Origin of the sequence: Pseudomonas sp. IB20, assembly GCF_009707325.1 — a bacterium.
Classification (GTDB): Bacteria; Pseudomonadota; Gammaproteobacteria; order Pseudomonadales; family Pseudomonadaceae; genus Aquipseudomonas.
The window spans coordinates 4,865,567-4,887,276 of record NZ_CP046103.1 but is presented as its reverse complement, the minus strand read 5'-3'; the positions used below and the strand labels follow the sequence as shown (position 1 = coordinate 4,887,276).

General features: G+C 59.9%; 20 protein-coding genes, 1 pseudogene and 1 riboswitch. Of the genes and pseudogenes, 8 read left to right on the top strand and 13 right to left on the bottom strand.

All coding sequences use genetic code 11. The features are described from left to right. Positions 1-88: 88 nt before the first annotated feature. Positions 89-1,495 carry an adenosylmethionine--8-amino-7-oxononanoate transaminase gene (locus GJU48_RS22830; RefSeq protein WP_094949129.1) on the bottom strand — a complete coding sequence of 469 codons (1,407 nt, stop codon included), beginning with the start codon at positions 1,493-1,495 and terminating at the stop codon, positions 89-91. Positions 1,496-1,768: 273 nt separating this feature from the next. Between GJU48_RS22830 and GJU48_RS22825 the strand changes: the two genes are divergently transcribed. Both GJU48_RS22825 and GJU48_RS22820 read left to right on the top strand, forming a co-directional pair. After that, complete coding sequence (locus tag GJU48_RS22825) at positions 1,769-2,320, top strand: cytochrome b (RefSeq protein ID WP_094949128.1); 552 nt, start codon at positions 1,769-1,771, stop codon at positions 2,318-2,320. A gap of 32 nt (positions 2,321-2,352) precedes the next feature. After that, positions 2,353-2,931 (top strand): YceI family protein, encoded by a 579-nt coding sequence (locus GJU48_RS22820; RefSeq protein WP_094949127.1) that lies wholly within the window; start codon positions 2,353-2,355, stop codon positions 2,929-2,931. Between the two features lie 63 nt (positions 2,932-2,994). Here GJU48_RS22820 and GJU48_RS22815 read toward each other — a convergent pair whose 3' ends face one another. Then, a complete protein-coding gene (locus GJU48_RS22815; protein WP_094949126.1) occupies positions 2,995-3,879 on the bottom strand; it encodes a LysR substrate-binding domain-containing protein in 885 nt (294 codons plus the stop codon). 125 nt (positions 3,880-4,004) lie between these two features. Between GJU48_RS22815 and GJU48_RS22810 the strand changes: the two genes are divergently transcribed. Further along, entirely contained in the window at positions 4,005-4,379 is a 375-nt protein-coding gene (locus GJU48_RS22810) for a nuclear transport factor 2 family protein (RefSeq protein ID WP_218193655.1), read from the top strand. A gap of 61 nt (positions 4,380-4,440) precedes the next feature. On the opposite strand, the gene GJU48_RS22805 is transcribed toward GJU48_RS22810, so the two are convergent. The 4 genes from GJU48_RS22805 to ahcY all read right to left on the bottom strand — a co-directional run bounded on the left by GJU48_RS22805 (position 4,441) and on the right by ahcY (position 10,065). After that, positions 4,441-6,333, bottom strand: a complete 1,893-nt coding sequence (locus GJU48_RS22805) for a DEAD/DEAH box helicase (protein WP_094949124.1) — start codon at positions 6,331-6,333, stop codon at positions 4,441-4,443. Positions 6,334-6,554: 221 nt separating this feature from the next. After that, a complete protein-coding gene (locus tag GJU48_RS22800) occupies positions 6,555-7,346 on the bottom strand; it encodes a substrate-binding periplasmic protein (protein ID WP_094949123.1) in 792 nt (263 codons plus the stop codon). Positions 7,347-7,648: 302 nt separating this feature from the next. After that, positions 7,649-8,494 carry a methylenetetrahydrofolate reductase [NAD(P)H] gene (gene metF / locus GJU48_RS22795; protein ID WP_094949122.1) on the bottom strand — a complete coding sequence of 282 codons (846 nt, stop codon included), beginning with the start codon at positions 8,492-8,494 and terminating at the stop codon, positions 7,649-7,651. Positions 8,495-8,655: 161 nt separating this feature from the next. Continuing rightward, positions 8,656-10,065, bottom strand: coding sequence for an adenosylhomocysteinase (gene ahcY, locus GJU48_RS22790; protein WP_094949121.1), 1,410 nt, complete (start codon positions 10,063-10,065; stop codon positions 8,656-8,658). A 21-nt stretch (positions 10,066-10,086) separates the two neighbouring features. Then, a riboswitch (S-adenosyl-L-homocysteine riboswitch) is annotated at positions 10,087-10,191 on the bottom strand. Between the two features lie 187 nt (positions 10,192-10,378). On the opposite strand from ahcY, the gene GJU48_RS22785 reads away from it, so the two are divergent. From GJU48_RS22785 to GJU48_RS22775, 3 genes and pseudogenes are all read left to right on the top strand, one after another. Further along, entirely contained in the window at positions 10,379-10,783 is a 405-nt protein-coding gene (locus GJU48_RS22785) for an acyl-CoA thioesterase (protein WP_064454506.1), read from the top strand. 76 nt (positions 10,784-10,859) lie between these two features. After that, positions 10,860-11,747, top strand: a complete 888-nt coding sequence (locus GJU48_RS22780) for a formate/nitrite transporter family protein (RefSeq protein WP_094949120.1) — start codon at positions 10,860-10,862, stop codon at positions 11,745-11,747. A gap of 82 nt (positions 11,748-11,829) precedes the next feature. Continuing rightward, a pseudogene (locus GJU48_RS22775) lies at positions 11,830-12,687 on the top strand (transglutaminase-like domain-containing protein); the annotation flags it as partial. Between the two features lie 70 nt (positions 12,688-12,757). On the opposite strand, the gene GJU48_RS22770 reads toward GJU48_RS22775, so the two are convergent. Continuing rightward, positions 12,758-14,017, bottom strand: coding sequence for a cation:proton antiporter (locus GJU48_RS22770; RefSeq protein WP_094949119.1), 1,260 nt, complete (start codon positions 14,015-14,017; stop codon positions 12,758-12,760). A 195-nt stretch (positions 14,018-14,212) separates the two neighbouring features. On the opposite strand from GJU48_RS22770, the gene GJU48_RS22765 reads away from it, so the two are divergent. Then, positions 14,213-14,599, top strand: a complete 387-nt coding sequence (locus GJU48_RS22765; RefSeq protein ID WP_094949118.1) for an MAPEG family protein — start codon at positions 14,213-14,215, stop codon at positions 14,597-14,599. Positions 14,600-14,695: 96 nt separating this feature from the next. On the opposite strand, the gene mltA is transcribed toward GJU48_RS22765, so the two are convergent. After that, entirely contained in the window at positions 14,696-15,877 is a 1,182-nt protein-coding gene (gene mltA, locus GJU48_RS22760; protein ID WP_094949117.1) for a murein transglycosylase A, read from the bottom strand. 129 nt (positions 15,878-16,006) lie between these two features. Between mltA and GJU48_RS22755 the strand changes: the two genes are divergently transcribed. Next, positions 16,007-16,456: a c-type cytochrome gene (locus tag GJU48_RS22755; protein ID WP_094949116.1), complete on the top strand. Its 450-nt coding sequence runs from the start codon at positions 16,007-16,009 to the stop codon at positions 16,454-16,456. A gap of 6 nt (positions 16,457-16,462) precedes the next feature. Here GJU48_RS22755 and GJU48_RS22750 read toward each other — a convergent pair whose 3' ends face one another. The 5 genes from GJU48_RS22750 to GJU48_RS22730 all read right to left on the bottom strand — a co-directional run bounded on the left by GJU48_RS22750 (position 16,463) and on the right by GJU48_RS22730 (position 21,459). Further along, entirely contained in the window at positions 16,463-16,858 is a 396-nt protein-coding gene (locus GJU48_RS22750; RefSeq protein WP_094949115.1) for a DUF1090 domain-containing protein, read from the bottom strand. 70 nt (positions 16,859-16,928) lie between these two features. Beyond that, complete coding sequence (ligB, locus tag GJU48_RS22745; protein WP_242153196.1) at positions 16,929-18,599, bottom strand: NAD-dependent DNA ligase LigB; 1,671 nt, start codon at positions 18,597-18,599, stop codon at positions 16,929-16,931. 89 nt (positions 18,600-18,688) lie between these two features. Then, on the bottom strand, positions 18,689-19,036 hold the full coding sequence (locus GJU48_RS22740) for a DUF1090 family protein (protein ID WP_094949114.1): 348 nt from the start codon (positions 19,034-19,036) through the stop codon (positions 18,689-18,691). Positions 19,037-19,253: 217 nt separating this feature from the next. Beyond that, the gene (metK, locus tag GJU48_RS22735; protein WP_083356355.1) at positions 19,254-20,444 is read right to left on the bottom strand and encodes a methionine adenosyltransferase; all 1,191 of its coding nucleotides are present in this window, start codon (positions 20,442-20,444) and stop codon (positions 19,254-19,256) included. Between the two features lie 19 nt (positions 20,445-20,463). Beyond that, on the bottom strand, positions 20,464-21,459 hold the full coding sequence (locus GJU48_RS22730; RefSeq protein ID WP_094949113.1) for an ArsR/SmtB family transcription factor: 996 nt from the start codon (positions 21,457-21,459) through the stop codon (positions 20,464-20,466). Between the last annotated feature and the right edge of the window lie 251 nt (positions 21,460-21,710).

The window sequence follows — 21,710 nt, the reverse complement described above, 5'->3', positions numbered from 1 at the left end:
GTTCTCTGGAGAAGGTTGTGCACAGCGGACGCGCAGCGTCCTGGGCTGCATTCCCACGCAGAGCGTGGGAACGATCAGGTAGGGACCGTCAGCCTGGATCGCGGAAGCCTGGGTGGAAGTCTTTGGGCACCGCAACGCTGACTTTGCTGTTGGTGGCGATATCGATGCCTTCGCTGGCCACTTCGGCCAGAAAGTCGATCTGCTCCGGTGTGATCACATACGGCGGCAGGAAATACACCACGCTGCCCAACGGCCGCAACAGTGCGCCGCGCTCCAACGCGTGTTCGAACACCTTCAGGCCACGGCGCTCCTGCCACGGGTAGGCGGTCTTGGTGGCTTTGTCCTGCACCATCTCGATGGCCAGCACCATGCCGGTCTGGCGCACTTCCGACACGTGCGGGTGGTCCACCAGGTGTGCGGTGGCCGTGGCCATGCGCTGGGCCAGGGCCTTGTTGTTTTCGATGACGTTGTCTTCTTCGAAAATATCCAGGGTCGCCAGCGCCGCGGCACACGCCAGCGGGTTGCCGGTGTAGCTGTGGGAGTGCAGGAAGGCGCGCAGGGTTGGGTAGTCGTCGTAGAAAGCGTCGTAGACATCGTCGGTGGTGACCACCGCCGCCAGCGGCAAATAGCCGCCGGTGAGGGCTTTGGATAAGCACAGGAAATCCGGGCGGATGCCGGCCTGTTCACAGGCGAACATCGTGCCGGTGCGGCCAAAGCCCACGGCGATTTCGTCGTGTATCAGGTGCACGCCGTATTTGTCGCAGGCTTCACGCAGCAGCTTGAGGTACACCGGGTGGTACATGCGCATGCCGCCGGCGCCTTGGATAAGCGGTTCGACGATAACGGCGGCGACGCTGTCGTGGTTCTCGGCCAGGGTCTGTTCCATGGCCAGGAACATGTTGCGCGAGTGCTCTTCCCAGCTCATGCCCTCGGGGCGCAGGTAGCAATCCGGGCTGGGCACTTTAATAGTGTCCAGCAGCAGTGCTTTGTAGGTTTCAGTAAACAGCGGCACGTCGCCCACCGACATCGCGGCGATAGTTTCGCCGTGGTAGCTGTTGGTCAGGGTCACGAAGCGCTTTTTGTTCGGCTGGCCGCGGTTGAGCCAGTAGTGAAAGCTCATCTTCAGCGCGACTTCGATGCACGACGAACCGTTATCGGCATAGAAGCAGCGGGTCAGGCCTTCGGGCGTCATCTTGACCAAGCGCTCGGACAGCTCGATCACCGGCTGGTGGCTGAAACCGGCGAGGATCACGTGTTCCAGCTGATCAACTTGATCTTTGATGCGCTGGTTGATGCGCGGGTTGGCGTGGCCGAACACATTGACCCACCAGGAACTGACGGCGTCGAGGTAGCGCTTGCCTTCGAAGTCTTCCAGCCATACGCCTTCACCGCGTTTGATCGGGATCAGCGGCAATTGCTGGTGGTCTTTCATCTGGGTGCAGGGATGCCACAGCACCGCGAGGTCGCGTTGCATCCACTGGTTGTTCAAGCCCATCGTCTATCTCCTCGAAGCGGTCCTGCGGCCTGCGCAGGTGAAACAATCGCGCAAGCCTATGCAATGGTCGGCTGTGTCACAACCCATTACGGATAAATTCGTAGTAAACGCAGGACGGTCTGTCACGTTTCTTAGCAATAGTCCTTAATCCATTGTTAACGTACTGTGCATAACCTCTTGATCGTATTTCTCGATATTTCAAAGCGAAATTTTGAGCTTTAATTCGATAGGTAAATCGCTAGTCTTGGGCACAGTTCTTACGGGATTTGGGACATGCAGCTACGTAATTCACCGGCCCGCTATGGCTGGGTCAGTATGGTTTTGCACTGGGGTGTGGCCCTGGTGGTGTTCAGTTTGTTCGCCTTGGGCCTGTGGATGGTCGGTCTCGACTACTACAGCGCCTGGCGCAAAGACGCGCCCGACCTGCACAAGAGCATTGGCATCACGCTGTTCGCCATCATGCTGGTGCGCATCGTCTGGCGTCTGGTCAGCCCACCGCCACCACCGCTGGCCAGTTACAGCCGCTTGACCCGCATGGGGGCCGCGTTTGGCCATGTTTTTCTTTATCTCGGGCTGTTTGCCGTGATGATTGCCGGTTACCTGATTTCCACCGCAGACGGTGTCGGTATTCCGGTATTTGGCCTGTTTGAAATCCCTGCCGTGGTTTCCGGGCTACCGGACCAGGCAGACACCGCCGGCGTGGTGCACCTGTACCTCGCCTGGGTGTTGGTGGTCTTCGCCGGTTTGCACGGCGTGGCTGCGTTGAAACACCACTTTATCGATCGTGATGCGACCCTCAACCGAATGCTGGGGCGCAAAGCCTGATGTTCAACCTCGACTCATAAGGAATAGAAAGCATGTTGAAAAAGACTCTCGCTGCTCTGGCACTTGGTACTGCTCTGCTGTCTGCAGGTCAGGTCATGGCCGCTGACTACAAGATCGATAAGGAAGGCCAGCACGCCTTCATCGACTGGAAAATCAGCCACCTTGGCTACAGCTTCATCCACGGTACCTTCAAGGACTGGGATGGTTCGTTCAGCTGGGATGCCGCCAAGCCTGAAGCCAGCAAAATCGCCGTCGACGTGAAAACCGCCAGCCTGTGGTCCAACCACGCAGAGCGTGACAAGCACATCGCCAGCAAAGATTTCCTGGACGTCGCCAAGTTCGCTGATGCCAAGTTCGTGTCTACCGCGGTTAAATCAACCGGCGAAAAAACTGCTGACGTGACCGGCGACCTGACCTTTCATGGCGTGACCAAACCTGTGACCTTCAAGGCCACTTTCAACGGTGAAGGCAAAGACCCATGGGGCGGCGAACGTGCTGGCTTCAACGCCACCACCACGCTGAACCTGAACGACTTCGGCGTCAAAGGCCCAGGCCCGACTTCCCAGACCGTGGACCTGGACATCTCGCTGGAAGGTGTCAAAGCGAAGTAATTACTTTCGCTGCTTCACACTCAAAACGCCGACCTCAGGGTCGGCGTTTTACTGTCTGCCTGCTTATAAACTGGCCTTATAGATCACCACTTGCTCTTTGAGCCAGGTGTGCAGCGAGGTTAACTGCGCTGAATGTTTACTGCCGACCGGCCAGACCAGAAAGTAGCGTGAAGTGTGCACCGGTTCGATATCGGTGAGCCTGACCAAGTCCCCACGTTGAATCAGTGAGTGAGCAATCGAGCGGCGGGTCAGCGCGACGCCATACCCCAGCCTGACCGCTTCAAGCATCAACGTAGAGTCGGTGAACTCCAGCGAGGCTTGAGGGCGTTGTTCTTCCGCGCCGGCTGCGCCGAGCCAAATTGGCCAGCTTTCACTGGCGTGCAGCAGTGGCTGCTCCAAGATGGCTTGCGCAGTGTCGGGCAACACGCCGTGATTGAAGTCGCGCGCGGCGACCACCAGCAATGAGTCATCCATCAGCGTCTCGCAATGCACATCGGGCCATTGCCCATGGCCGAAGCGGATGGCGCAGTCGAGCGGGCCCTGCCCGAAGCTGGCGAACTCCATGCCCGACTCCAATCTCAGGTGCAGCTCGGGGTGGGCGCTTCTGAAATCATGCAAACGCGGCAGCAACCAATGCATGGCATAGGAGGGCAGCACCGACACGGTCAGTTGCGGGTGCTTGGTCTTCGCCAGGAGCTTTTCCGTGACGCCTGCGATCTCGCCCAGTGCTTGCCTGATCTGGTAGGCATACACACGTCCCTCATCAGTCAGTATCAGGGAGCGTTTGTTGCGCATCACCAAGGCGATACCCAAATACTCCTCGAGAGAGCGAATCTGGTGGCTGACCGCACTGTGGGTCACATGCAGTTCAATCGCTGCCAGGTTCACCTTGCCCAGTCGAGCCAATGCCTCGAAGGCACGTAACGCGGCGAGAGGAGGGAGTTTCATTGTGTGAATTCCTTTCACATAAAAACCCAATAATAGCCGCTATACGTGAAATAAAGGGACTAACGATAATGCGCGACCGGTTATTTATTTAAATAGCCCTGTGTTGAAATCGGGAGTTTTGAATCGTGATAGATGAAATTCAGGCGTTTCTGAAAGACTACTTTGATGTGTTGCAAACCCAGGACTTGAACAAGTTCGATCAGGTGTTTCACCGTGGCTGCGTGCTCTATAGCGCGCAGAATGCGGACGTGGTTGTGCGGCCTTTTGCTGAGTATCGCGCCATGGTTCAAGGCCGTAAGTCACCCTATGAGGGCGGCTTTCCGCAACTTGATGAAGTGCTGATGATTGACGTGATGTCCTCGGAAATGGCCATCGTGAAGGTGCGCCTGCGCTTGTTCAATAATGTAATGGTCGACTATTTGAATCTTATGAAAGTTGAGGGGCGCTGGATGATCTTCGCCAAACTTTTTCATAAGGCGGGTGACGCGACTGAACAATAACTTAACCGCCGGATGCAAAAACGCCCCGATTAATCGGGGCGTTTTTTTTGCCGTCTAAAACTCAGCGGTTGCGGGTGAGCAGCGCTGGTTTTTCACCACGAGGGCGGCCTGGCAACTGATCCAGCTGCTCAGGTGTCGGGAAGCGGTCAGCTTTCGACTCCTTGTGGATGATCTTCGGCGCCGGGCCACCGCGCGGGTTCTGCACGGCGGGTTCGGACAGACTCGGCTGCTCATCACGGGCTGGGCGGCGGTTGTTGCTGCGCGAATCGTCGCGACGAGCTTGGCCGTCACGTGGCGCACCGCTACGTGGACCGCTGCGCTTGGCAGGCGGAGTGCCGGTGGTGCCGCCGCTGCTGTTGCGCGGAGCATTCTGACGACCGCCCTGTGGCTGGCCGCCACGTGGAGCGCCGGAACCTGTGCCCGCGCCCGGCGCTGGTGCACCTGGACGACGGCCACGGCCCTGGGCCGGCTTGGCCTGGGGCACGTAGTCGACGCGGTTACCGAAGTTATCCACGTCGTCGTCGAGGAACTCGTCCGGCGCGCGGTCGGCTGTGGCGCGTGGCGGTTGGCTCGGCTGGCGCTGTTCGCGGGCCGGGGTGCCTTCACGGGGCTTTTGCTCACGGGCTGGGCGTTCGCCACGGCCGTTGGTAGGCGCTTTTTCCTTGCCGCCTTTGTCTTTGCCCTTATCGCGACGACCACCGCCACCACCGCCGCCGTTCGGGCCATCGCCCTTCGGACCGCGTGGGTTGCGTGGGTTGCGCACATCCGGACGCTCGCGCACTTCAGGCTTCTCAGCCTCAACGGCGCTTGAGTCGAAGCCCATCAGGTCGCCGTCGGCGATTTTCTGCTTGGTCATGCGCTCGATGCTTTTCAGCAGCTTTTCTTCGTCCGGTGCGACCAGGGAAATGGCCTCGCCCGAACGACCAGCCCGGCCGGTACGGCCGATACGGTGCACATAGTCTTCGTCGACGTTTGGCAGTTCGAAGTTGACCACGTGTGGCAACTGGTCGATATCCAGGCCGCGGGCGGCGATATCGGTGGCAACCAGGATGCGCACTTCACCGGCCTTGAAGTCAGCCAGGGCTTTGGTGCGCGCGTTCTGGCTCTTGTTGCCGTGGATGGCGACGGCGGTGAGGCCGTGCTTGTCCAGGTACTCGGCCAGGCGGTTGGCGCCGTGCTTGGTGCGGGTGAACACCAGCACCTGTTCCCAGGCGCCTGCGGTGATCAGGTGGGCCAGCAGCGAACGCTTGTGGCTGGCGGCCAGGCGGAAGACACGCTGCTCGATACGCTCAACCGTGGTGTTCGGCGGCGTGACTTCAATGCGCTCTGGGTTGTGCAACAACTTGCCCGCCAAAGCGGTGATGTCGTTGGAGAACGTGGCCGAGAACAGCAGGTTCTGACGTTTGGCCGGCAGGCGCGCGAGGACCTTTTTCACGTCATGGACAAAGCCCATGTCGAGCATACGGTCGGCTTCGTCCAGCACGAGGATTTCCACGTGGGACAAGTCAACGCTGCCTTGGCCGCACAGGTCGAGCAAGCGACCCGGGCAGGCGACCAGCACGTCAACACCGCGGGACATGGCCTGGACCTGTGGGTTCATGCCGACGCCGCCGAAGATGCAAGCGCTGACGAACTTCAAGTCGCGGGCATACAGCTTGAAGCTGTCGTGCACTTGGGCGGCGAGTTCGCGGGTAGGGGTCAGGACCAGTACGCGCGGTTGGCGCGGACCGTGACGCTGGGATTTGTCCGGGTGACCGTTGGGGAACAAGCGCTCCAGAATCGGGAGGGCGAAACCACCGGTTTTACCAGTACCTGTCTGAGCCGCAACCATCAGGTCGCGACCTTGCAACACGGCGGGAATGGCCCGCTGTTGCACCGGAGTAGGCTCGGTATAGCCCGCCGCCTCGATGGCGCGGACTAAAGCCTCGGAGAGACCGAGGGAAGCAAAGGACATGAGTAATCCTGTTTTAGTTAGGGCTTGGCCCAAAGGGATAATCTTGCCGGGCGTGAATGGCGCTTAGGGGAGCGCAACCCCGTCCGGTCCTGCTGCGTCTGGCGGGCACTCCACTGGCTCGCGCGGGCTGAAAGCTGCGCAGTAGCTAGGTTAGGTGCCTTTTTCAAGACCTCAGCGGCCGGGCGTGAGCCTGGCGGAAAGGTCGGAGTATAACAGAGCAATCACGGCGCGCCGCTTTCCTGCTGCTCAACGGTGTGTTCTGAGGCCGTAATCGCTTGAATTCCGCCATATTTGGCGCTCAAGGCGGCGTAGGTGGGCTCTTGTTTAAAGCGCTTGAGCTCGGCGGCGAAGCGTTGCACCAGCAGGTCCATGCCCGCGCCACGGCGCACGGCGAGAAATTGCGGCTGGCGGCTGACCACGAGGGGCGCCTGGCTGACCTTGCCTTCCAGGCCCATGGCCTTGATCACATGCTGGCCGACCCGGCGGTCCGTGATCACCAGATCGACACGCCCCAGCGACAGTTTGCCGAAGTTGGCTTCATGGCTGGGCGCCGGCTCGCGGTTGAACAGGGTGGAGTCGCTGAAGGCGTCGCCATACAGGTAGCCCGGCGAATTGCCGACAGTCAGCCCGCGCAGGTCGTCGAGGGTTTCGGCCGGGTGAGGGCGGTCGTTGGCGTAGAACAGTACGAACTCGACGTCCGACAGCGGCTCGCTGGGGTAAAGCAGCAGGGCGTCGCGCTCATGGCTGTGGAAAATGTCCAGCGCGCCATCGGCGTGGCCTTGCTCGAGCATGGCCAGGCAGCGTTTCCAGGGCAGGAATTGCCACTCCACGTCCACGCCCAGGCGCTGGAACACGATCACCGTGGTTTCATAATCCAGGCCGCGCATGCTGCCGTTATCGTCGTACACATAAGGTGCCCAGGGCTCGGTGACAATGCGCAATTTCTCGCCGTAAGCGGTGAAGCTCAGGCAAGTAAAAAGCACAGCGGTCAACAGCTTAAGAATGACGGGCATACCCTGAGGTTACGATGCTAGAGCGCTAAAGAGAAGCTCTGGCACGAGCATTTGCGAGCGAGTCGATGTGGCGTATTTAAAACCAAAAGGCCCTCGTATTGACGAGGGCCCTTGAGTAACGGAGCAAGCCTTAGCGCGGCAGCTTGAGGTTGTTCCAGATGGCCACTGGCATACCCTGAGGTTACGATGCTAGAGCGCTAAAGAGAAGCTCTGGCACGAGCATTTGCGAGCGAGTCGATGTGGCGTATTTAAAACCAAAAGGCCCTCGTATTGACGAGGGCCCTTGAGTAACGGAGCAAGCCTTAGCGCGGCAGCTTGAGGTTGTTCCAGATGGCCAGGCTAGGCTCAGCCTGGTTCAGGGTGTAGAAGTGCAACCCTGGTGCGCCACCTTGCAGCAGTTGTTCGCACATCTGGCTGATAACCTGCTCGCCGAATGCCTGGATGCTCTTGACGTCATCGCCATAGGCTTCCAGTTGCTTGCGCACCCAGCGTGGGATTTCAGCACCGCAAGCGTCGGAGAAGCGCGCCAGCTTGCTGTAGTTGGTGATCGGCATGATGCCCGGCACGATCGGGATGTTCACACCCATGGCCCGTACACGCTCGACGAAGTAGAAGTAGCTGTCGGCGTTGAAGAAGTACTGGGTGATCGCGCTGTTGGCGCCGGCGTTGGCCTTGCGCACGAAGTTCTGCAGATCGTCTTCGAAATTGCGTGCCTGGGGGTGCATCTCCGGGTAAGCCGCCACTTCGATATGGAAGTGATCGCCGCTCTCTTCACGGATGAAACTCACCAGGTCATTGGCGTAGCGCAGCTCGCCGCTGGCCATGCCCATGCCGGACGGCAAGTCACCACGCAGGGCGACGATGCGCTTGATGCCGGCTTGTTTGTACTGGGTCAGCAGGCTGCGCAGGTCGGCCTTGCTGTCGCCTACGCACGACAAGTGCGGAGCGGCGGGAACTTTGACTTCGCTTTCCAGCTGCAACACGGTGTTGATCGTGCGATCACGGGTAGAGCCGCCGGCGCCGTAGGTGCAGGAGAAGAAGTCGGGGTTGTAGCTGGCCAACTGCTTGGCAGTCGCCATCAGTTTTTCATGCCCAGCATCGGTCTTGGTCGGGAAGAACTCGAAGCTGTAGCGACGGTCTTGGGACATGGTCGTACCTATGGAAACTCAGAATACCGGTGTGGGAGCGGGCTTGCCCGCGATGCAGTCACCTCGGTGTTTCAGTCATACCGGGTCTCAAGGCGATGCTATCGCAGGCAAGCCAGCGCCCACAAAAGCCAGCTCCCCTATGGAAGCTGGCACTAGGCCGATCAGTAGCGGTAAGCGTGCGGCTTGAACGGACCTTCGACGGTCACGCCGATGTAGTCGGCCTGGGTCTTGGTCAGTTGAGTCACCACGCCGCCGAAGCCGCGGACCATTTCCAGGGCCACTTCTTCGTCGAGTTTCTTCGGCAGCACTTCCACGGTCAGGCGCTCGGCTTTCTGGGCTGGCGACAGGTCGGCGTACTTCTGGTCGAACAGGAAGATTTGCGCCAGTACCTGGTTGGCGAACGAGCCGTCCATGATGCGGCTTGGGTGGCCGGTGGCGTTGCCCAGGTTAACCAGGCGGCCTTCAGCCAGCAGGATCAGGTAGTCGTCGTTCTGTGGGTCGAAATCACCCGCACCGGTACGGTGAACCTTGTGTACCTGTGGCTTCACTTCTTCCCATGCCCAGTTTTTGCGCATGAAAGCGGTGTCGATTTCGTTGTCGAAGTGACCGATGTTGCACACCACGGCGCGCTTTTTCAGGGCCTTGAGCATGTTCGCGTCGCAAACATTGACGTTACCGGTGGTGGTCACGATCAGGTCGATCTTGCCCAGCAGGGCCTTGTCGATGCTGGCTGCAGTGCCGTCGTTGATGCCGTCGATGAACGGCGAAACCACTTCGAAACCGTCCATGCAGGCTTGCATGGCGCAGATCGGGTCAACTTCGGAGACCTTAACGATCATGCCTTCCTGACGCAGGGACTGGGACGAACCCTTGCCCACGTCACCGTAGCCGATCACCAGGGCTTGTTTGCCCGACAGCAGGTGGTCGGTACCGCGCTTGATCGCATCGTTCAGGCTGTGACGGCAGCCGTACTTGTTGTCGTTCTTGCTCTTGGTCACCGAGTCGTTGACGTTGATGGCCGGGATTTTCAGCTCGCCCTTGGCCAGCATGTCCAGCAGGCGGTGCACGCCGGTGGTGGTTTCTTCGGTCACGCCGTGGACGCGGTCGAGAATCTGCGGGTACTTCTTGTGCAGCAGCTCGGTCAGGTCGCCGCCGTCGTCGAGGATCATGTTGGCGTCCCATGGCTTGCCATCTTTCAAGATGGTTTGCTCCAGGCACCACTCGTACTCTTCTTCGGTCTCGCCTTTCCAGGCATAAACCGCGATACCGGCAGCAGCGATAGCGGCAGCGGCCTGGTCTTGAGTCGAGAAAATGTTGCAGGACGACCAACGCACTTCGGCGCCCAGGGCAACCAGGGTTTCGATCAGCACGGCAGTCTGGATGGTCATGTGGATGCAGCCGAGGATCTTCGCGCCTTTGAGCGGAAGCTCTGCGGCGTACTTGCGGCGCAGGCCCATCAAGGCAGGCATTTCGGATTCGGCGATAAAGGTTTCGCGACGGCCCCAGGCAGCGAGGGACATGTCGGCGACTTTGTAGTCGTTGAAATCTGCAGGCGTAATTACAGCGCTCATGAAGAGCCTCCATTCGTAGTGTGCGAATGGGCGCCGTTGTGCGTTTAGTATCCAGCCAGTAACCAGGCTGGACAACGCCCCATCCGAGCCTGACAGGTTGAACCTGCTGCAGCGCCCCTCGGACAGGTGGCGGGAGAACGGAATAGCCGTTCGAAATCGGAGACGATTATAGCTTTCTTTATCCGGCTAGTGGCAAGCGACAAGCTACAAGCGGCAAGTTAAAACGATTCGGCTTTTACTTGCAGCTTGTCGCTTAAAACTTGAAGCTGGGGCCATTACTCTATCTCCCAAGCACCTCAACCCCGGAGCCCCCATGAACTTCCACACCCGCAAATGGGTAAAACCTGAAGACCTCAACCCCAACGGCACCCTGTTCGGCGGCAGCTTGCTGCGCTGGATCGATGAAGAAGCGGCCATTTATGCGATTGTCCAATTGGGCAACCAGCGGGTGGTGACCAAGTACATCTCCGAAATCAACTTCGTCAGCGCCTCGCGCCAGGGCGATATCATCGAGCTGGGCATCACCGCCACCGAGTTCGGCCGCACCTCGATCACCCTGACCTGCGAAGTGCGCAACAAGATCACCCGCAAGAGCATTTTGACCGTGGAAAAAATGGTCTTCGTCAACCTGGGTGAAGACGGCTTGCCGGCGCCCCACGGCCGTACCGAGATCAAGTACGTGAAAGACCAGTTTCAAGAAGACGGCATCAAAGACTAATCGTGTGGCTGACCAGTGAACGCTCTTGATGGGCGACAGGTCGTACCTGAACAACACCCCCGTTCAGGTACGACCCATGGCCACGCAAGAAGACGGCAAGACCCCCAACTTGTCGCAGGAAGAGCAACACGACGTCGACAAGAACCAGCCGCCTCGCGCGGCAGTGCTGCACGAAATCATCCGTACTCAGGGCGATCAGGAACTGGAGCGCAGCGTCGCCGCTTTATGGTGGTCGGCGTTGGCCGCCGGCCTGACCATGGGCTTGTCGTTGATGGGGATGGGCCTGCTAAATTCACGGCTGCCGGACGGTGAAGGGTTCAAGGTGATTGCCAGCTTCGGTTACTGCGCAGGTTTTCTGGCGGTGATCCTCGCCCGTCAGCAGTTGTTTACCGAAAACACCCTGACGGCCGTGCTGCCGGTAATGAGCAAGCCCACCCTGAGCAATGCCGGGCGATTGCTGCGGTTGTGGACGGTGGTGCTAGTCGGCAACCTGTGCGGCACCTTGCTGGTGGCCTACGTGATGCTGCACTTGCCGATCTTCGACACCAAGACCGACATGGCCTTCCTCGAAATCGGCCGTAAGGTCATGGAAAACGACCCCGGCCAGATGTTCGCCAAGGGCATAATTTCCGGCTGGATGATCGCCACCATGGTGTGGATGATCCCGTCCATGGAAAGCGCGAAGATGTTCATCATCGTCCTGATCACCTACCTGATGGCGCTTGGGGATTTCACCCATATCGTGGTGGGTTCGGCGGAAGTCTCGTACCTGGTATTTGCCGGCGAACTACCGTGGAAGGACTTCTGGCTGATATTTGCCGGGCCGACCCTGGCGGGCAATATCATCGGCGGCAGTTTTATCTTTGCCCTGATCAGCCATGCGCAGATTCGCAGCGAAAGCAGCTTGCCGGGCAAAGCGGCTGCGGACCCGAGGCATCCGCAGCAGATCAACAAGGGTCAGTGAGGCTCAGGCGTGGCCTGGGGCTCGTCCCGGGTCACGCGCTTGACCAGCTTGCCGATGCTCAACCCCTGCAACAGGATCGACGTTCTACGAGAACCAGCAGAGCCACTTGACCTACGACATGCCGGCTGACATGCCCTTGTTCGCTGACGTGAGGGGCTTCAAAGCCACCGAACCGACCACCGCCAACGGGCGCAAAATCTACCGTTGGGACCTGGAGCCCACCGAGAAAAATCGCGTTGAAGTCGGCTCTGTTGCCTACACGGATTACGGCCAGCGTCTGGCGGTGTCGACGTTCACCGACTACAAACAATTTGCCCAGGCGTACGCTGCCAGGGCGCAGGTCGAGGTAACACCGGCCATTACCCAACTGGCCAAGAAACTCACCGCCAACCTGGACACACCACGCAGCAAAGCGTTGGTATTGAGTGACTGGGTGCGCAAGAACATTCGCTACGTCGCGGTTTACATCGGCAATGGCGGCGTGGTGCCGCACTCGGCGCAGGCCGTGCTGGATAACCGTTATGGCGACTGCAAGGACCATGTGGCCTTGCTTGAAGCACTGCTCAAGGCCGTGGCCATTGAAAGCTCACCCGCACTGATCAACCTGGGCGACGCCTACGTACTGCCAAAGGTGCCGACCTTGGGTTTGCTTAACCATGCGATCACTTACATCCCGGCCCTCGATCTTTATCTGGACTCCACCGCCACCCCCATCGCCGCCGGCTACTTGCCGCTTCCGGAATTGGGCAAAACCGCGTTGTTGACCCAGAGCGGCGAACTGGCGCGTACGCCCACAAGCCAGTTGGGCAAGGTAGACAGCACGCTGCATTTCAAGATCGAGCAGAGCGGCGCGGCGGACTTCACTAACGGCACCACGGTGGAAGGCTGGGGCACGGAACTCACCCGTTTCCTGTTCAAGTCCATGATGCCTATGCGCAGATTCGCAGCGAAAGCAGCTTGCCGGGCAAAGCGGCTGCGGACCCGAGGCATCCGCAGCAGATCAACAAGGGTCAGTGAGGCTCAGGCGTGGCCTGGGGCTCGTCCCGGGTCACGCGCTTGACCAGCTTGCCGATGCTCAACCCCTGCAACAGGATCGACGACAGCACCACGATGTAGGTGATGCTCAGCAACAGGTCGCGCTCCGGGCCCAGTGGCAAGGCCAGCGCCAGTGCCACCGAAACCCCGCCGCGCAAGCCGCCCCAGGTGAGGATGCGGATGGTGCCGCGCGGCACTGTGCGCCAGCGGCGCAGCAGCAGGATCGCCGGGGCCACGGTCAGTAGGCGTGAGAGCAAAATCGCCACGGCCAGCAAACTGGCGGCCAAGACGTGCAGCCAGTTGAACGGCAACAGCAACAGCTCCATGCCGATCAGCGCGAACAGCAGGGCGTTGAGCATGTCATCAAGCAATTCCCAGAAGCCGTCCAGATAGCGTCGGGTCATGTCGTTCATCGCCAGCGTGCGGCCCAGGTTGCCGATGATCAGCCCAGCGACCACCATCGCAATCGGCGCCGAGACGTGCAGTTCGGTGGCCATTGCCGAGCCGCCGATCACCAGCGCCAGGGTCAGCATGACTTCGATCTGGTGTTGCTCGATGCTCTTGATCATCAAGTACACCAAGTAGCCGATCAGCCCGCCGAACACCACACCGCCAATCGCCTCATGGGCGAACAGCATGGCGGTGGCGCCCACGGTCGGTGTTTCGCCTAACTGCGCGATGCCCAGCAGCACGGTAAACACCACCACGGCCGTACCGTCGTTGAACAGTGACTCGCCGACAATGGTGGTTTTCAGCGGTTTCGACGCGTTGGCGGTTCGCAGCACACCCAACACCGCAATCGGGTCGGTGGGCGAAATCAGCGCGCCGAACAGCAGGCAGTAGAGGAAGCTCACGTGCCAGCCAAACAGGGCAAAGATGTAGTACGCCAAGCTGCCGATTACCACGGTGGCAATCAACACGCCGAAGGTCGCCAGCAGGCCGATGGGCCAGCGGTAACTGCGCAGGTCGTTCAAGTTGACGTGCAAGGCGCCGGCGAACAGCAGGAACGACAGCATCCAATTCATCAGCAGGTCGCCGAAGTCGATCTGGCCGATTAACTGCTGGATACGTTCTTCCAGGCCTGGGTAGCCGATAAAACTCAGGCCTTGCAGGAGCAGCGAGAACAGCAGGGCCGTGACCATCACACCGATGGTGGGCGGCAGGCCGATAAAACGGAAGTTCACATACGTGAGCAGGGTGGTGAGGCAAATGAAGGCGGCGACAAGTTCAAGCATCCGGGGTCCTTGGAAGGTGGAGTGAGCGTTAGTTAATGGGTGGATGGACCGCAGCAGTGGCGGGAGGTTGCAAGCCATGGGGCAGAAGGCCGGTAGAACCTTTTGCGGTGGCGTGGTTCATAGCGGTTAAGTGCGGCGTGGCATTTTTAGTGCTAAAACTCTAACCGCTGGCTAAAACTACAAAAGGAATCAGTAATGACGGTGGCTTTCTGGTGTGTGTTGATCGCAATTTTCCTGCCTTACCTGTGCACGGGTGTGGCCAAGTTCAGCGGCGGCAAGTTCGGCCCACGCCAGAACCACGACCCCCGCGGCTTCCTGGCCACGCTCGAGGGGTTCGCCAAACGCGCCCACAATGCGCAACTCAACAGCTTTGAAGTGACACCTGCGTTTTCGGCGGCGGTGATCATTGCGCACCTGGCCGGCACGGCCTCGCTGGTGACCATCAATGTGCTGGCGGTGTTGTTTATCACCAGCCGCTTGCTGTACGTCATTTGCTACCTGGCGGACTGGGCGATGCTGCGCTCGCTGGTGTGGGCGGTGGGCATGGCGTTGATTGCGAGTTTCTTTTTTGTCTCGATCTAAGGCTTAACGCAGCGAGCGGGCTTGTTTGTGGCGAGCGAGCGGGCTTGTTTGTGGCGAGCGGGCTCGCCACAGCAAGCCCGCTCCCACACTTGATCTTCAGGTTCCGGCAGGCGCATCCGGCACCTGCGGCAACGCCGCGCCCTTCGGCCACAACATCCAGATCTGCCCCTGCTGCTTCATATTCCCGGCCAATTCCCCCGCCGCATCGCCGGTGCCCCAGAACAAGTCCGCGCGCACTTCGCCGATGATTGCCCCGCCGGTGTCTTGGGCGGCCACAGGTCGGGCAATCGGCGAGCCGTCAGGTTTGGTGGTCGACAACCATAGCAGGCTGCCGAGCGGGATCACTTTGCGGTCCACCGCCACGCTGTAGCCGGCCGTCAACGGCACATTCAGCGAGCCGCGTGGGCCTTCATTGCTGTCCGGGCGGGCACTGAAGAATACGTAGCTGGGGTTGCTCGCCAGCAGTTCGGGGATGCGCTGCGGATGTGCCTTGGCCCACGCACTGATCGCACCCATGGTCACGTCTTCTTTCTTCAGTTCGCCTTGCTCCACCAGCCAGCGGCCGATCGGGCGGTAAGGGTGGCCGTTCTGGTCGCCATAACCCACGCGCAGTTGGCGCCCGCTCGCCAGTTGAATACGGCCCGAGCCTTGGATCTGCAGGAATTGCAGGTCCATCGGGTTGGTCAGCCAGGCAATCGGCTTGGCGCTGGAGCCTTGGCCGTTGATGGTGTTGGCGTCGTCATAAGGTTTGAGCACACGGCCTTCGAGGCGACCGCGCAGGCGCTTGCCCTTGAGTTCCGGGTAGATGCTTTCTAGGTTGACGATGATCAAGTCATCCGGCACGCCATACACCGGCACATGGGCAGTGGCGGTTTCGGTCAGGCTGCCGGGGTACACCGGTTCGTAGTAGCCGGTGATCAAGCCGTTGGGCGTGTTATCGGCCGAACGCAGGCCGAACACATCCAGGCGCTCTTTGAGGAAGCTGCGCACCGCCGGGGCATTACCCGGCACGGTCGCCGCCGCACATGTCGCGCCCCAGATCGGATCAGCCTTGAGGCGTTGGCAAGCGCTGCGCCAGGATTCAAACCCGGCCAACAGGTCGCTGTCGGAAACAGCCGGCAGCGCGTCCCACGGTGCATTTACATAGGTGGCGACGGCATGAGGTTTAACGGTTTCATCTTTGCCGGCGTCTTTGCCGCCATCGCAACCGGCCAGCAGTGCAATCATCGGCAGAGCCCAGGCCAGGCGGCGGCTCCAAGGTTTCAAGGTGACATTCATACACGCAATTCCTGAAGCGATTGCCCGCGCCGTAGCGCTTCTGGGCAACCCTTATTAATAATAGGGCTATTGGCCTTTACGGGCGGGGCGAGGATACTGGCCGCCGTTTTCCGTGACCTTGAAGCCATGATGACCTTTAAAAAACTGACCCTGGTATTGCTGGCCTGCCTGGCCTTGTCCGCCTGTGGCGGTGTTGATCCGAACTCGCCCTTGGGTCAGCGCAAGGCGATTTTCAAACAGATGCTCAAGACCGGCGAAGACCTGGGCGGCATGTTGCGTGGGCGTCTGCCGTTCGACGGCGCGAAGTTCGCCGAAGGCGCGGTCAAGCTCGATGCGTTGTCCCACGAACCGTGGAAACATTTCCCGAGCGTGCGCGAAGAAGATCACACCAGCGCCAAGGACAACGTGTGGCAGCAACAGGCACGTTTCCAGGAACTGGCCCGAAACCTTGAAACGGCCACCGGTGAATTGGTGATCGCAAGCCAGGTGCAGCCTTACAAGGCCAGCAATCTGGGGCCTGCGGTGCAGAAAGTCGAAGATGCCTGCACGGCTTGCCATAAACAGTTTCGGGACCACTGACCGGGCTTACTGGTCGAGTTCTTCGACGGCGTCCTGCAGTTCTTTGCGCGACTGGGCGAGCTTGTCTTTGCGCTTGTTGATCTTGTCCGCATCGCCCTTTTTCATGGCTTTGTCGAGGTCGGCCTGACGGCGGCTGACTTCGTGCTTGGCGTCGAGCACTTTGTTTTCACGCTCTTTACGCAAGGACGCGTCGGTGCAATGGGCGGTGACTTCACTCAGGGCTTTTTCCAGGCCTGCCTGTTGTTCGCTGTTGCCATGGGCCTTGGCTTGCTCGATCTGGGTGCTGATGGCTTGGCGCTTGGCGGCGCAGCCGGCCAGGGGTTGTGCATCTTCAGCGGCCAGCAGTGGCGTAGTCATGAAGCTTGCGACGGTGAGCAAGGCAAGCGGGGCAAGGAATTTCATGTGAGGCTCCAGAAACGCAATTAAATGGCAGGGTGAATTCTGCCGAGGGTTAGAGGTGGCAAGGCCGGGTTTAAAACCCTTCAACCCCCGCCACGCGTAATGTTTCAGCCAAAGCCTGTACCTGCGGGTCGCGAAAAAAAGCGCTCAGTTGCGCTGCGCGGCCCGGGCCGATGCCGTCGGTAGCCAGCCAGGCCTGGGTGTCTTTGGCGGCCAGGGTCTGCCAGCCGCCAGCCAGGTCGTTACGTGCCGAAGGCGGTACGCCCAGGGCTTTAAGCCATTGTGCAAAGGGCCGTTGCCGCGCGCTTTGAAGGCTGTTGAGCAATCGCGCACGGCTGCGATCACCGAAGCCCTCAATGTTAGCAAGCTCTGCCGCATCCAGGGTCAACCAATCGAGAATGCCTACGATTAGACCCGCCTGGATCAAGGCGTTCCAGGTCTCGCGGCCGATATGCGGCAAGGACAAGCCCTGGCTGCCGCTTAACCAGGCCAGGCGCGCCAGCAATTGTTCCTCACAGCCGGGGTCCAGTTGCCAGCAGCTCAACGCGTGAAAGTCCCGTGCATCGGGCGCTTGCACCTGCACCCTGGTTTCATTGCGCAGGATCACCTGCTCCAACTGTGGGATCACTTGGCCGGCAAGGCTGATGGACACCTGATCGCCGGGCCGGATATCCAGCGTTTGCCAGCGTTTCAGCGAGCCGACGCTGACGCGGCTGATTTGCCGATCGTCCAGTTGCACCGGCTCCAGTTCCAGGATAGGTGTAATGCGCCCGGTGCGGCCGATCTTGAACTGTACCTTGCGCACCAGCGCCAGCGCTTTGGCGGCCGGGTACTTCCAGGCGACCGCCCAGTAAGGCGTGCTGGCTTGCCAGCGTTTGGCGGGTGCGCGCAACGCTTGGTGCAACACCACGCCATCGCTGGCGAATGGCAGTGGGTGGTTGTACCAGTACGTGCGCCAGTGCGCGGCATCGGTGATGTTTTCGATAGGCTGGCTGTAGCGACGGCTGTCGGTAAAGCCCCAGCGCGCCAAGGTGTCCAGGCGCTCGGTGAAGTCGGTTGGGCCGTCAGGCCAGGCCCAGACGAATAAGCCGATCCTCGCAGCCTCGGTATCGCTCAGCTGCCGGCGGTTCATCAAACCGGCCACTTTGCTGCGTGCATTCAGCCCGCCATCGGTTGACTGCACATGATCGTCGAGGCGCCAGTAGAGTTCGCCTTGCAGCACCAGGTTGATGGGCTCAGGCAGTTGCTGGAGGATGCCCGGGATCTGCCGTGCGGCAGTTGACCAGTCCTGGCCGAGCAGGCCATTACCTCGGCTGATAAGTCGGCTCAACCGGCCCTGGCGATAGACCAATGTCACTGCAACGCCGTCGACCTTGGGTTGAACCCACACGTCTCGGCGTGTCCTGAGCCAGTCATCGACTGCCTGCTCATTCAACAGCTTTTCCAGACCGGTATGAGCGACCGGGTGCGGTTGCGTACCCCGTGAACTCGCCAGAGGGTTGTCAGCCGCCTTTGGCGTTTGGGTGAAACATTGGCGCCAGTGAGCCAGGCGCAGGCGGGCCTGATCGTAGAGCTCGTCGCTGACCGGGGATTGGCCAAGTCGGTGATAGCTGTCATCCCACAGCTTGATCTGTTCCGCCAGAGTGTCGACCTGTGAGCGGGCTTCTTCGGGGCATTCTTCGGCCCACGCCAAAAAAGGTAGGGCGCTGAGTAAAAGCGTAATCAGTAAACGCACGATGAGCATCCTTGCTCGAGAAGGGTGCCCAGCCTAAGTGATCCACACCGCCATAAAAAAGCCCCGCCAGTGCGGGGCTTTTTACCGGGTGTTTCAGATTACTTGAACAGACCGCCCAGTGCTTTCACGGTGTCGTTCTTATCGGCCTTAGCTTCCTGTGTTTGCTGCTTGGCGTCGACTTTGGCTTGGGTTTCAGCAAGTTTGTTGCAACCTTTGTTGACCTGGTCCTGCGCTGCTTTAAACGCCTTCACTTTCAGGGTGTCGTTCGCGGCTTCGGCGGCATCGATCTTGGTTTGCAGGTCTTTGGCTTGCTGCTGGCAGTTGCCGGAGTTGCCGCCCAATTGGGAGCTCAGGGCGCCACTCAATGCGCTCAGGTCGGCGGCATGCGCCGGCAGGGTGAACAGGCTGAGCAGAAGGGCGGCAGGGGCGAGCGTGGAAATGCGCATGAAAACCTCAATGTTCGATTGCCTGCGCGTTTATCTGTCCCGGGCTGGCGCAGGGCAATATCCAAGTAAGGTGAAGGGCCCGAGAGGGCGCGGATTCTAGAGGGCCATTATTTGGCCTGCAAGCATTGGATCCAAAAACATGAGCATCGCTGGTTAATCATCCGGCAATAAAAAAGCCCCGCCGGTAACCCGACAGGGCTTTGTGTACCGCGAGCGATTACAGACCGGCAGCCGTGCGCAGGTCGTTGGCGCGGTCGGTTTTTTCCCAGGTAAACGTGGTGAAGGTGTCGTCGCCGACAGTCTTCTGCGCAGGCGTGCGACCGAAGTGGCCGTAGGCTGCAGTTTCCTGGTACATCGGGTGCAGCAGGTCGAGCATGGTGGTGATCGCGTAAGGACGCAGGTCGAAGATCTCACGCACCAGCTTGACGATCTTGTCATCGCTGATCTTGCCGGTGCCGAAGGTATTCAGCGAGATCGACGTAGGCTGGGCCACGCCGATAGCGTAGGAAACCTGGATTTCGCAACGCTCGGCCAGGCCGGCCGCGACGATGTTCTTGGCCACGTAACGACCGGCGTACGCCGCCGAGCGGTCAACCTTGGACGGGTCTTTACCCGAGAACGCGCCACCGCCGTGACGGGCCATGCCGCCGTAGCTGTCGACGATGATCTTGCGGCCGGTCAAACCGCAGTCGCCCACTGGGCCGCCGATGATGAACTGGCCGGTCGGGTTGATGTGGAACTGGGTGTCTTTGCTCAGCAGTTCGGCAGGCAGTACGTGCTTGACGATCAGCTCCATGACGCCTTCGCGCAGGTCGGCGTAGGAAACATCCGGGTTGTGCTGGGTCGACAGCACAACCGCGTCGATACCCACGACTTTGCCGCCTTCGTAACGGCAGGTTACTTGGGACTTGGCGTCCGGGCGCAGCCATGGCAGCAGGCCGGATTTACGAGCTTCGGCTTGGCGCTGCACCAACTGGTGCGAGAAGGTGATCGGCGCCGGCATCAGTACATCAGTTTCGTTGCTGGCGTAGCCGAACATCAGGCCCTGGTCGCCGGCACCCTGATCTTCAGGCTTGGCACGGTCCACACCTTGGTTGATGTCGGGCGACTGCTTGCCGATGATGTTCATCACGCCGCAGGTCGCGCCGTCGAAGCCGACGTCGGAGCTGTTGTAGCCAATGTCAGTGATCACGTCACGGACGATCTGTTCCAGGTCGACCCAGGCGGTGGTGGTGACTTCGCCGGCGATGATCGCCACGCCCGTTTTCACCAGAGTCTCGCACGCCACACGGGCGAACTTGTCTTCAGCAATGATGGCGTCCAGCACCGCGTCAGAAATCTGGTCGGCGATTTTGTCCGGATGCCCTTCAGACACGGACTCGGAGGTGAAAAGGGAGTATTCGCTCATCTCGATGTTTTCCTGATATTTACCGATGGTGAGTGTCGCCAGCCGGCCGCTGAAAATGGCGGACCTGAATCTGGAAACCATTACGTAAACCTACATAGAGGCTTTCCCCGGGAACGAGTCCCGCAGCGGTGGCCCAACGGGCCAGATCGTCCTGTTCAAAACCCAACCAGAGATCACCGCAGGCCTCCTTGGCCCAACTCTGGTTGTGGCTGCATAAATCTGTGACCAGCAGGCTACCGCCGGGTTGCAGCAAATTTGCCATCTGCTTGAGGGCGTCGGCAGGGGCGGCGAAATGGTGCAAGACCATGTTCAGCACCACGCAATCGGCCCGCAGGCTGGTGTCATTCAACGCGTCCGCCAGCTGCAGGCTGACGTTGCCCAGTGCTTCGCGCTCACAGAGCTGGCGCGCCAGTTCGAGCATCGCCGGGCTGTTATCCAGCGCGGTGACCTGCGCAAAGCGGCGTGCCAGTTCTGGCAGGAAACCGCCATCACCAGGGCCGACTTCCAGCGCCGTGGCCTCATCACTGAAGCCTAGCTTGTCCAACAGTGCCAGTACGCTTTCGCGGTACTGCGGCAACCCTGCGATCAAGTCCTGCTGGGCGCGAAACTTCTCGGCGACCCGTGAGAAAAAGTCCTGGCTGGCAGCGGCGCGTTGCCCGTGGACTTGGCTGATGCGCGACTGCACTTCAGTCGGCAGGCTCAAGTTGTCCACTTCTTCGAGCAGGGCGGTGTGCAGCTTGCCGCCGAGCAGTTCAGTGTGGGGCAGGGCGCGGCGGTAAAAAATCGCATTGCCTTCACGGCGAGTAGCCACCAGATCGGCCTGGGCCAAGACCTTGAGGTGGTGGCTCATGCCGGACTGGCCGATGGCGAAGATCTGCGCCAGTTCCAATACACCGAAAGAGTCGTTGGCCAGTGCGCGCAATACGTTCAGGCGCAACGGATCACCAGCGGCCTTGCACAAGGCAGCCAGCTCATCGCCGTCGTCGGAACGTAGGGAGGGCACGGGTAGGTTCATAAGGCCAGCAGTCTAGTGACGGGTGGAACTCCCCGCAAGACCAATATCAAAAAGTTTTGATATTGGTCGATAATCGGTAGTTATGAGCAGCCGCTATAACCTTTAGACGAAGCCGGGGCGCTTTTCTGCAAGGGAATGCCGGGCAAACCGCAGGAAAAACACCTACAAGTGACTATCTATCATTGCCCGCAGGCGGTGGCTGAGGGAAAATGCCGGTCCTTTTTTCCGTTTCTTTTATTCAACCCCCTAGG

Coding starts and splice junctions, on each gene's coding strand:
- metK (WP_083356355.1), bottom strand. CDS start 20,444: ATGAGCGAATACTCCCTTTTCACCTCCGAGTCCGTGTCTGAAGGGCAT.
- mltA (WP_094949117.1), bottom strand. CDS start 15,877: ATGAATGTCACCTTGAAACCTTGGAGCCGCCGCCTGGCCTGGGCTCTG.
- GJU48_RS22740 (WP_094949114.1), bottom strand. CDS start 19,036: ATGCGCATTTCCACGCTCGCCCCTGCCGCCCTTCTGCTCAGCCTGTTC.
- ahcY (WP_094949121.1), bottom strand. CDS start 10,065: ATGAGCGCTGTAATTACGCCTGCAGATTTCAACGACTACAAAGTCGCC.
- ligB (WP_242153196.1), bottom strand. CDS start 18,599: ATGCTCATCGTGCGTTTACTGATTACGCTTTTACTCAGCGCCCTACCT.
- GJU48_RS22825 (WP_094949128.1), top strand. CDS start 1,769: ATGCAGCTACGTAATTCACCGGCCCGCTATGGCTGGGTCAGTATGGTT.
- GJU48_RS22815 (WP_094949126.1), bottom strand. CDS start 3,879: ATGAAACTCCCTCCTCTCGCCGCGTTACGTGCCTTCGAGGCATTGGCT.
- GJU48_RS22820 (WP_094949127.1), top strand. CDS start 2,353: ATGTTGAAAAAGACTCTCGCTGCTCTGGCACTTGGTACTGCTCTGCTG.
- GJU48_RS22750 (WP_094949115.1), bottom strand. CDS start 16,858: ATGAAATTCCTTGCCCCGCTTGCCTTGCTCACCGTCGCAAGCTTCATG.
- GJU48_RS22755 (WP_094949116.1), top strand. CDS start 16,007: ATGACCTTTAAAAAACTGACCCTGGTATTGCTGGCCTGCCTGGCCTTG.
- GJU48_RS22805 (WP_094949124.1), bottom strand. CDS start 6,333: ATGTCCTTTGCTTCCCTCGGTCTCTCCGAGGCTTTAGTCCGCGCCATC.
- GJU48_RS22770 (WP_094949119.1), bottom strand. CDS start 14,017: ATGCTTGAACTTGTCGCCGCCTTCATTTGCCTCACCACCCTGCTCACG.
- GJU48_RS22785 (WP_064454506.1), top strand. CDS start 10,379: ATGAACTTCCACACCCGCAAATGGGTAAAACCTGAAGACCTCAACCCC.
- GJU48_RS22780 (WP_094949120.1), top strand. CDS start 10,860: ATGGCCACGCAAGAAGACGGCAAGACCCCCAACTTGTCGCAGGAAGAG.
- GJU48_RS22800 (WP_094949123.1), bottom strand. CDS start 7,346: ATGCCCGTCATTCTTAAGCTGTTGACCGCTGTGCTTTTTACTTGCCTG.
- GJU48_RS22830 (WP_094949129.1), bottom strand. CDS start 1,495: ATGGGCTTGAACAACCAGTGGATGCAACGCGACCTCGCGGTGCTGTGG.
- GJU48_RS22730 (WP_094949113.1), bottom strand. CDS start 21,459: ATGAACCTACCCGTGCCCTCCCTACGTTCCGACGACGGCGATGAGCTG.
- metF (WP_094949122.1), bottom strand. CDS start 8,494: ATGTCCCAAGACCGTCGCTACAGCTTCGAGTTCTTCCCGACCAAGACC.
- GJU48_RS22765 (WP_094949118.1), top strand. CDS start 14,213: ATGACGGTGGCTTTCTGGTGTGTGTTGATCGCAATTTTCCTGCCTTAC.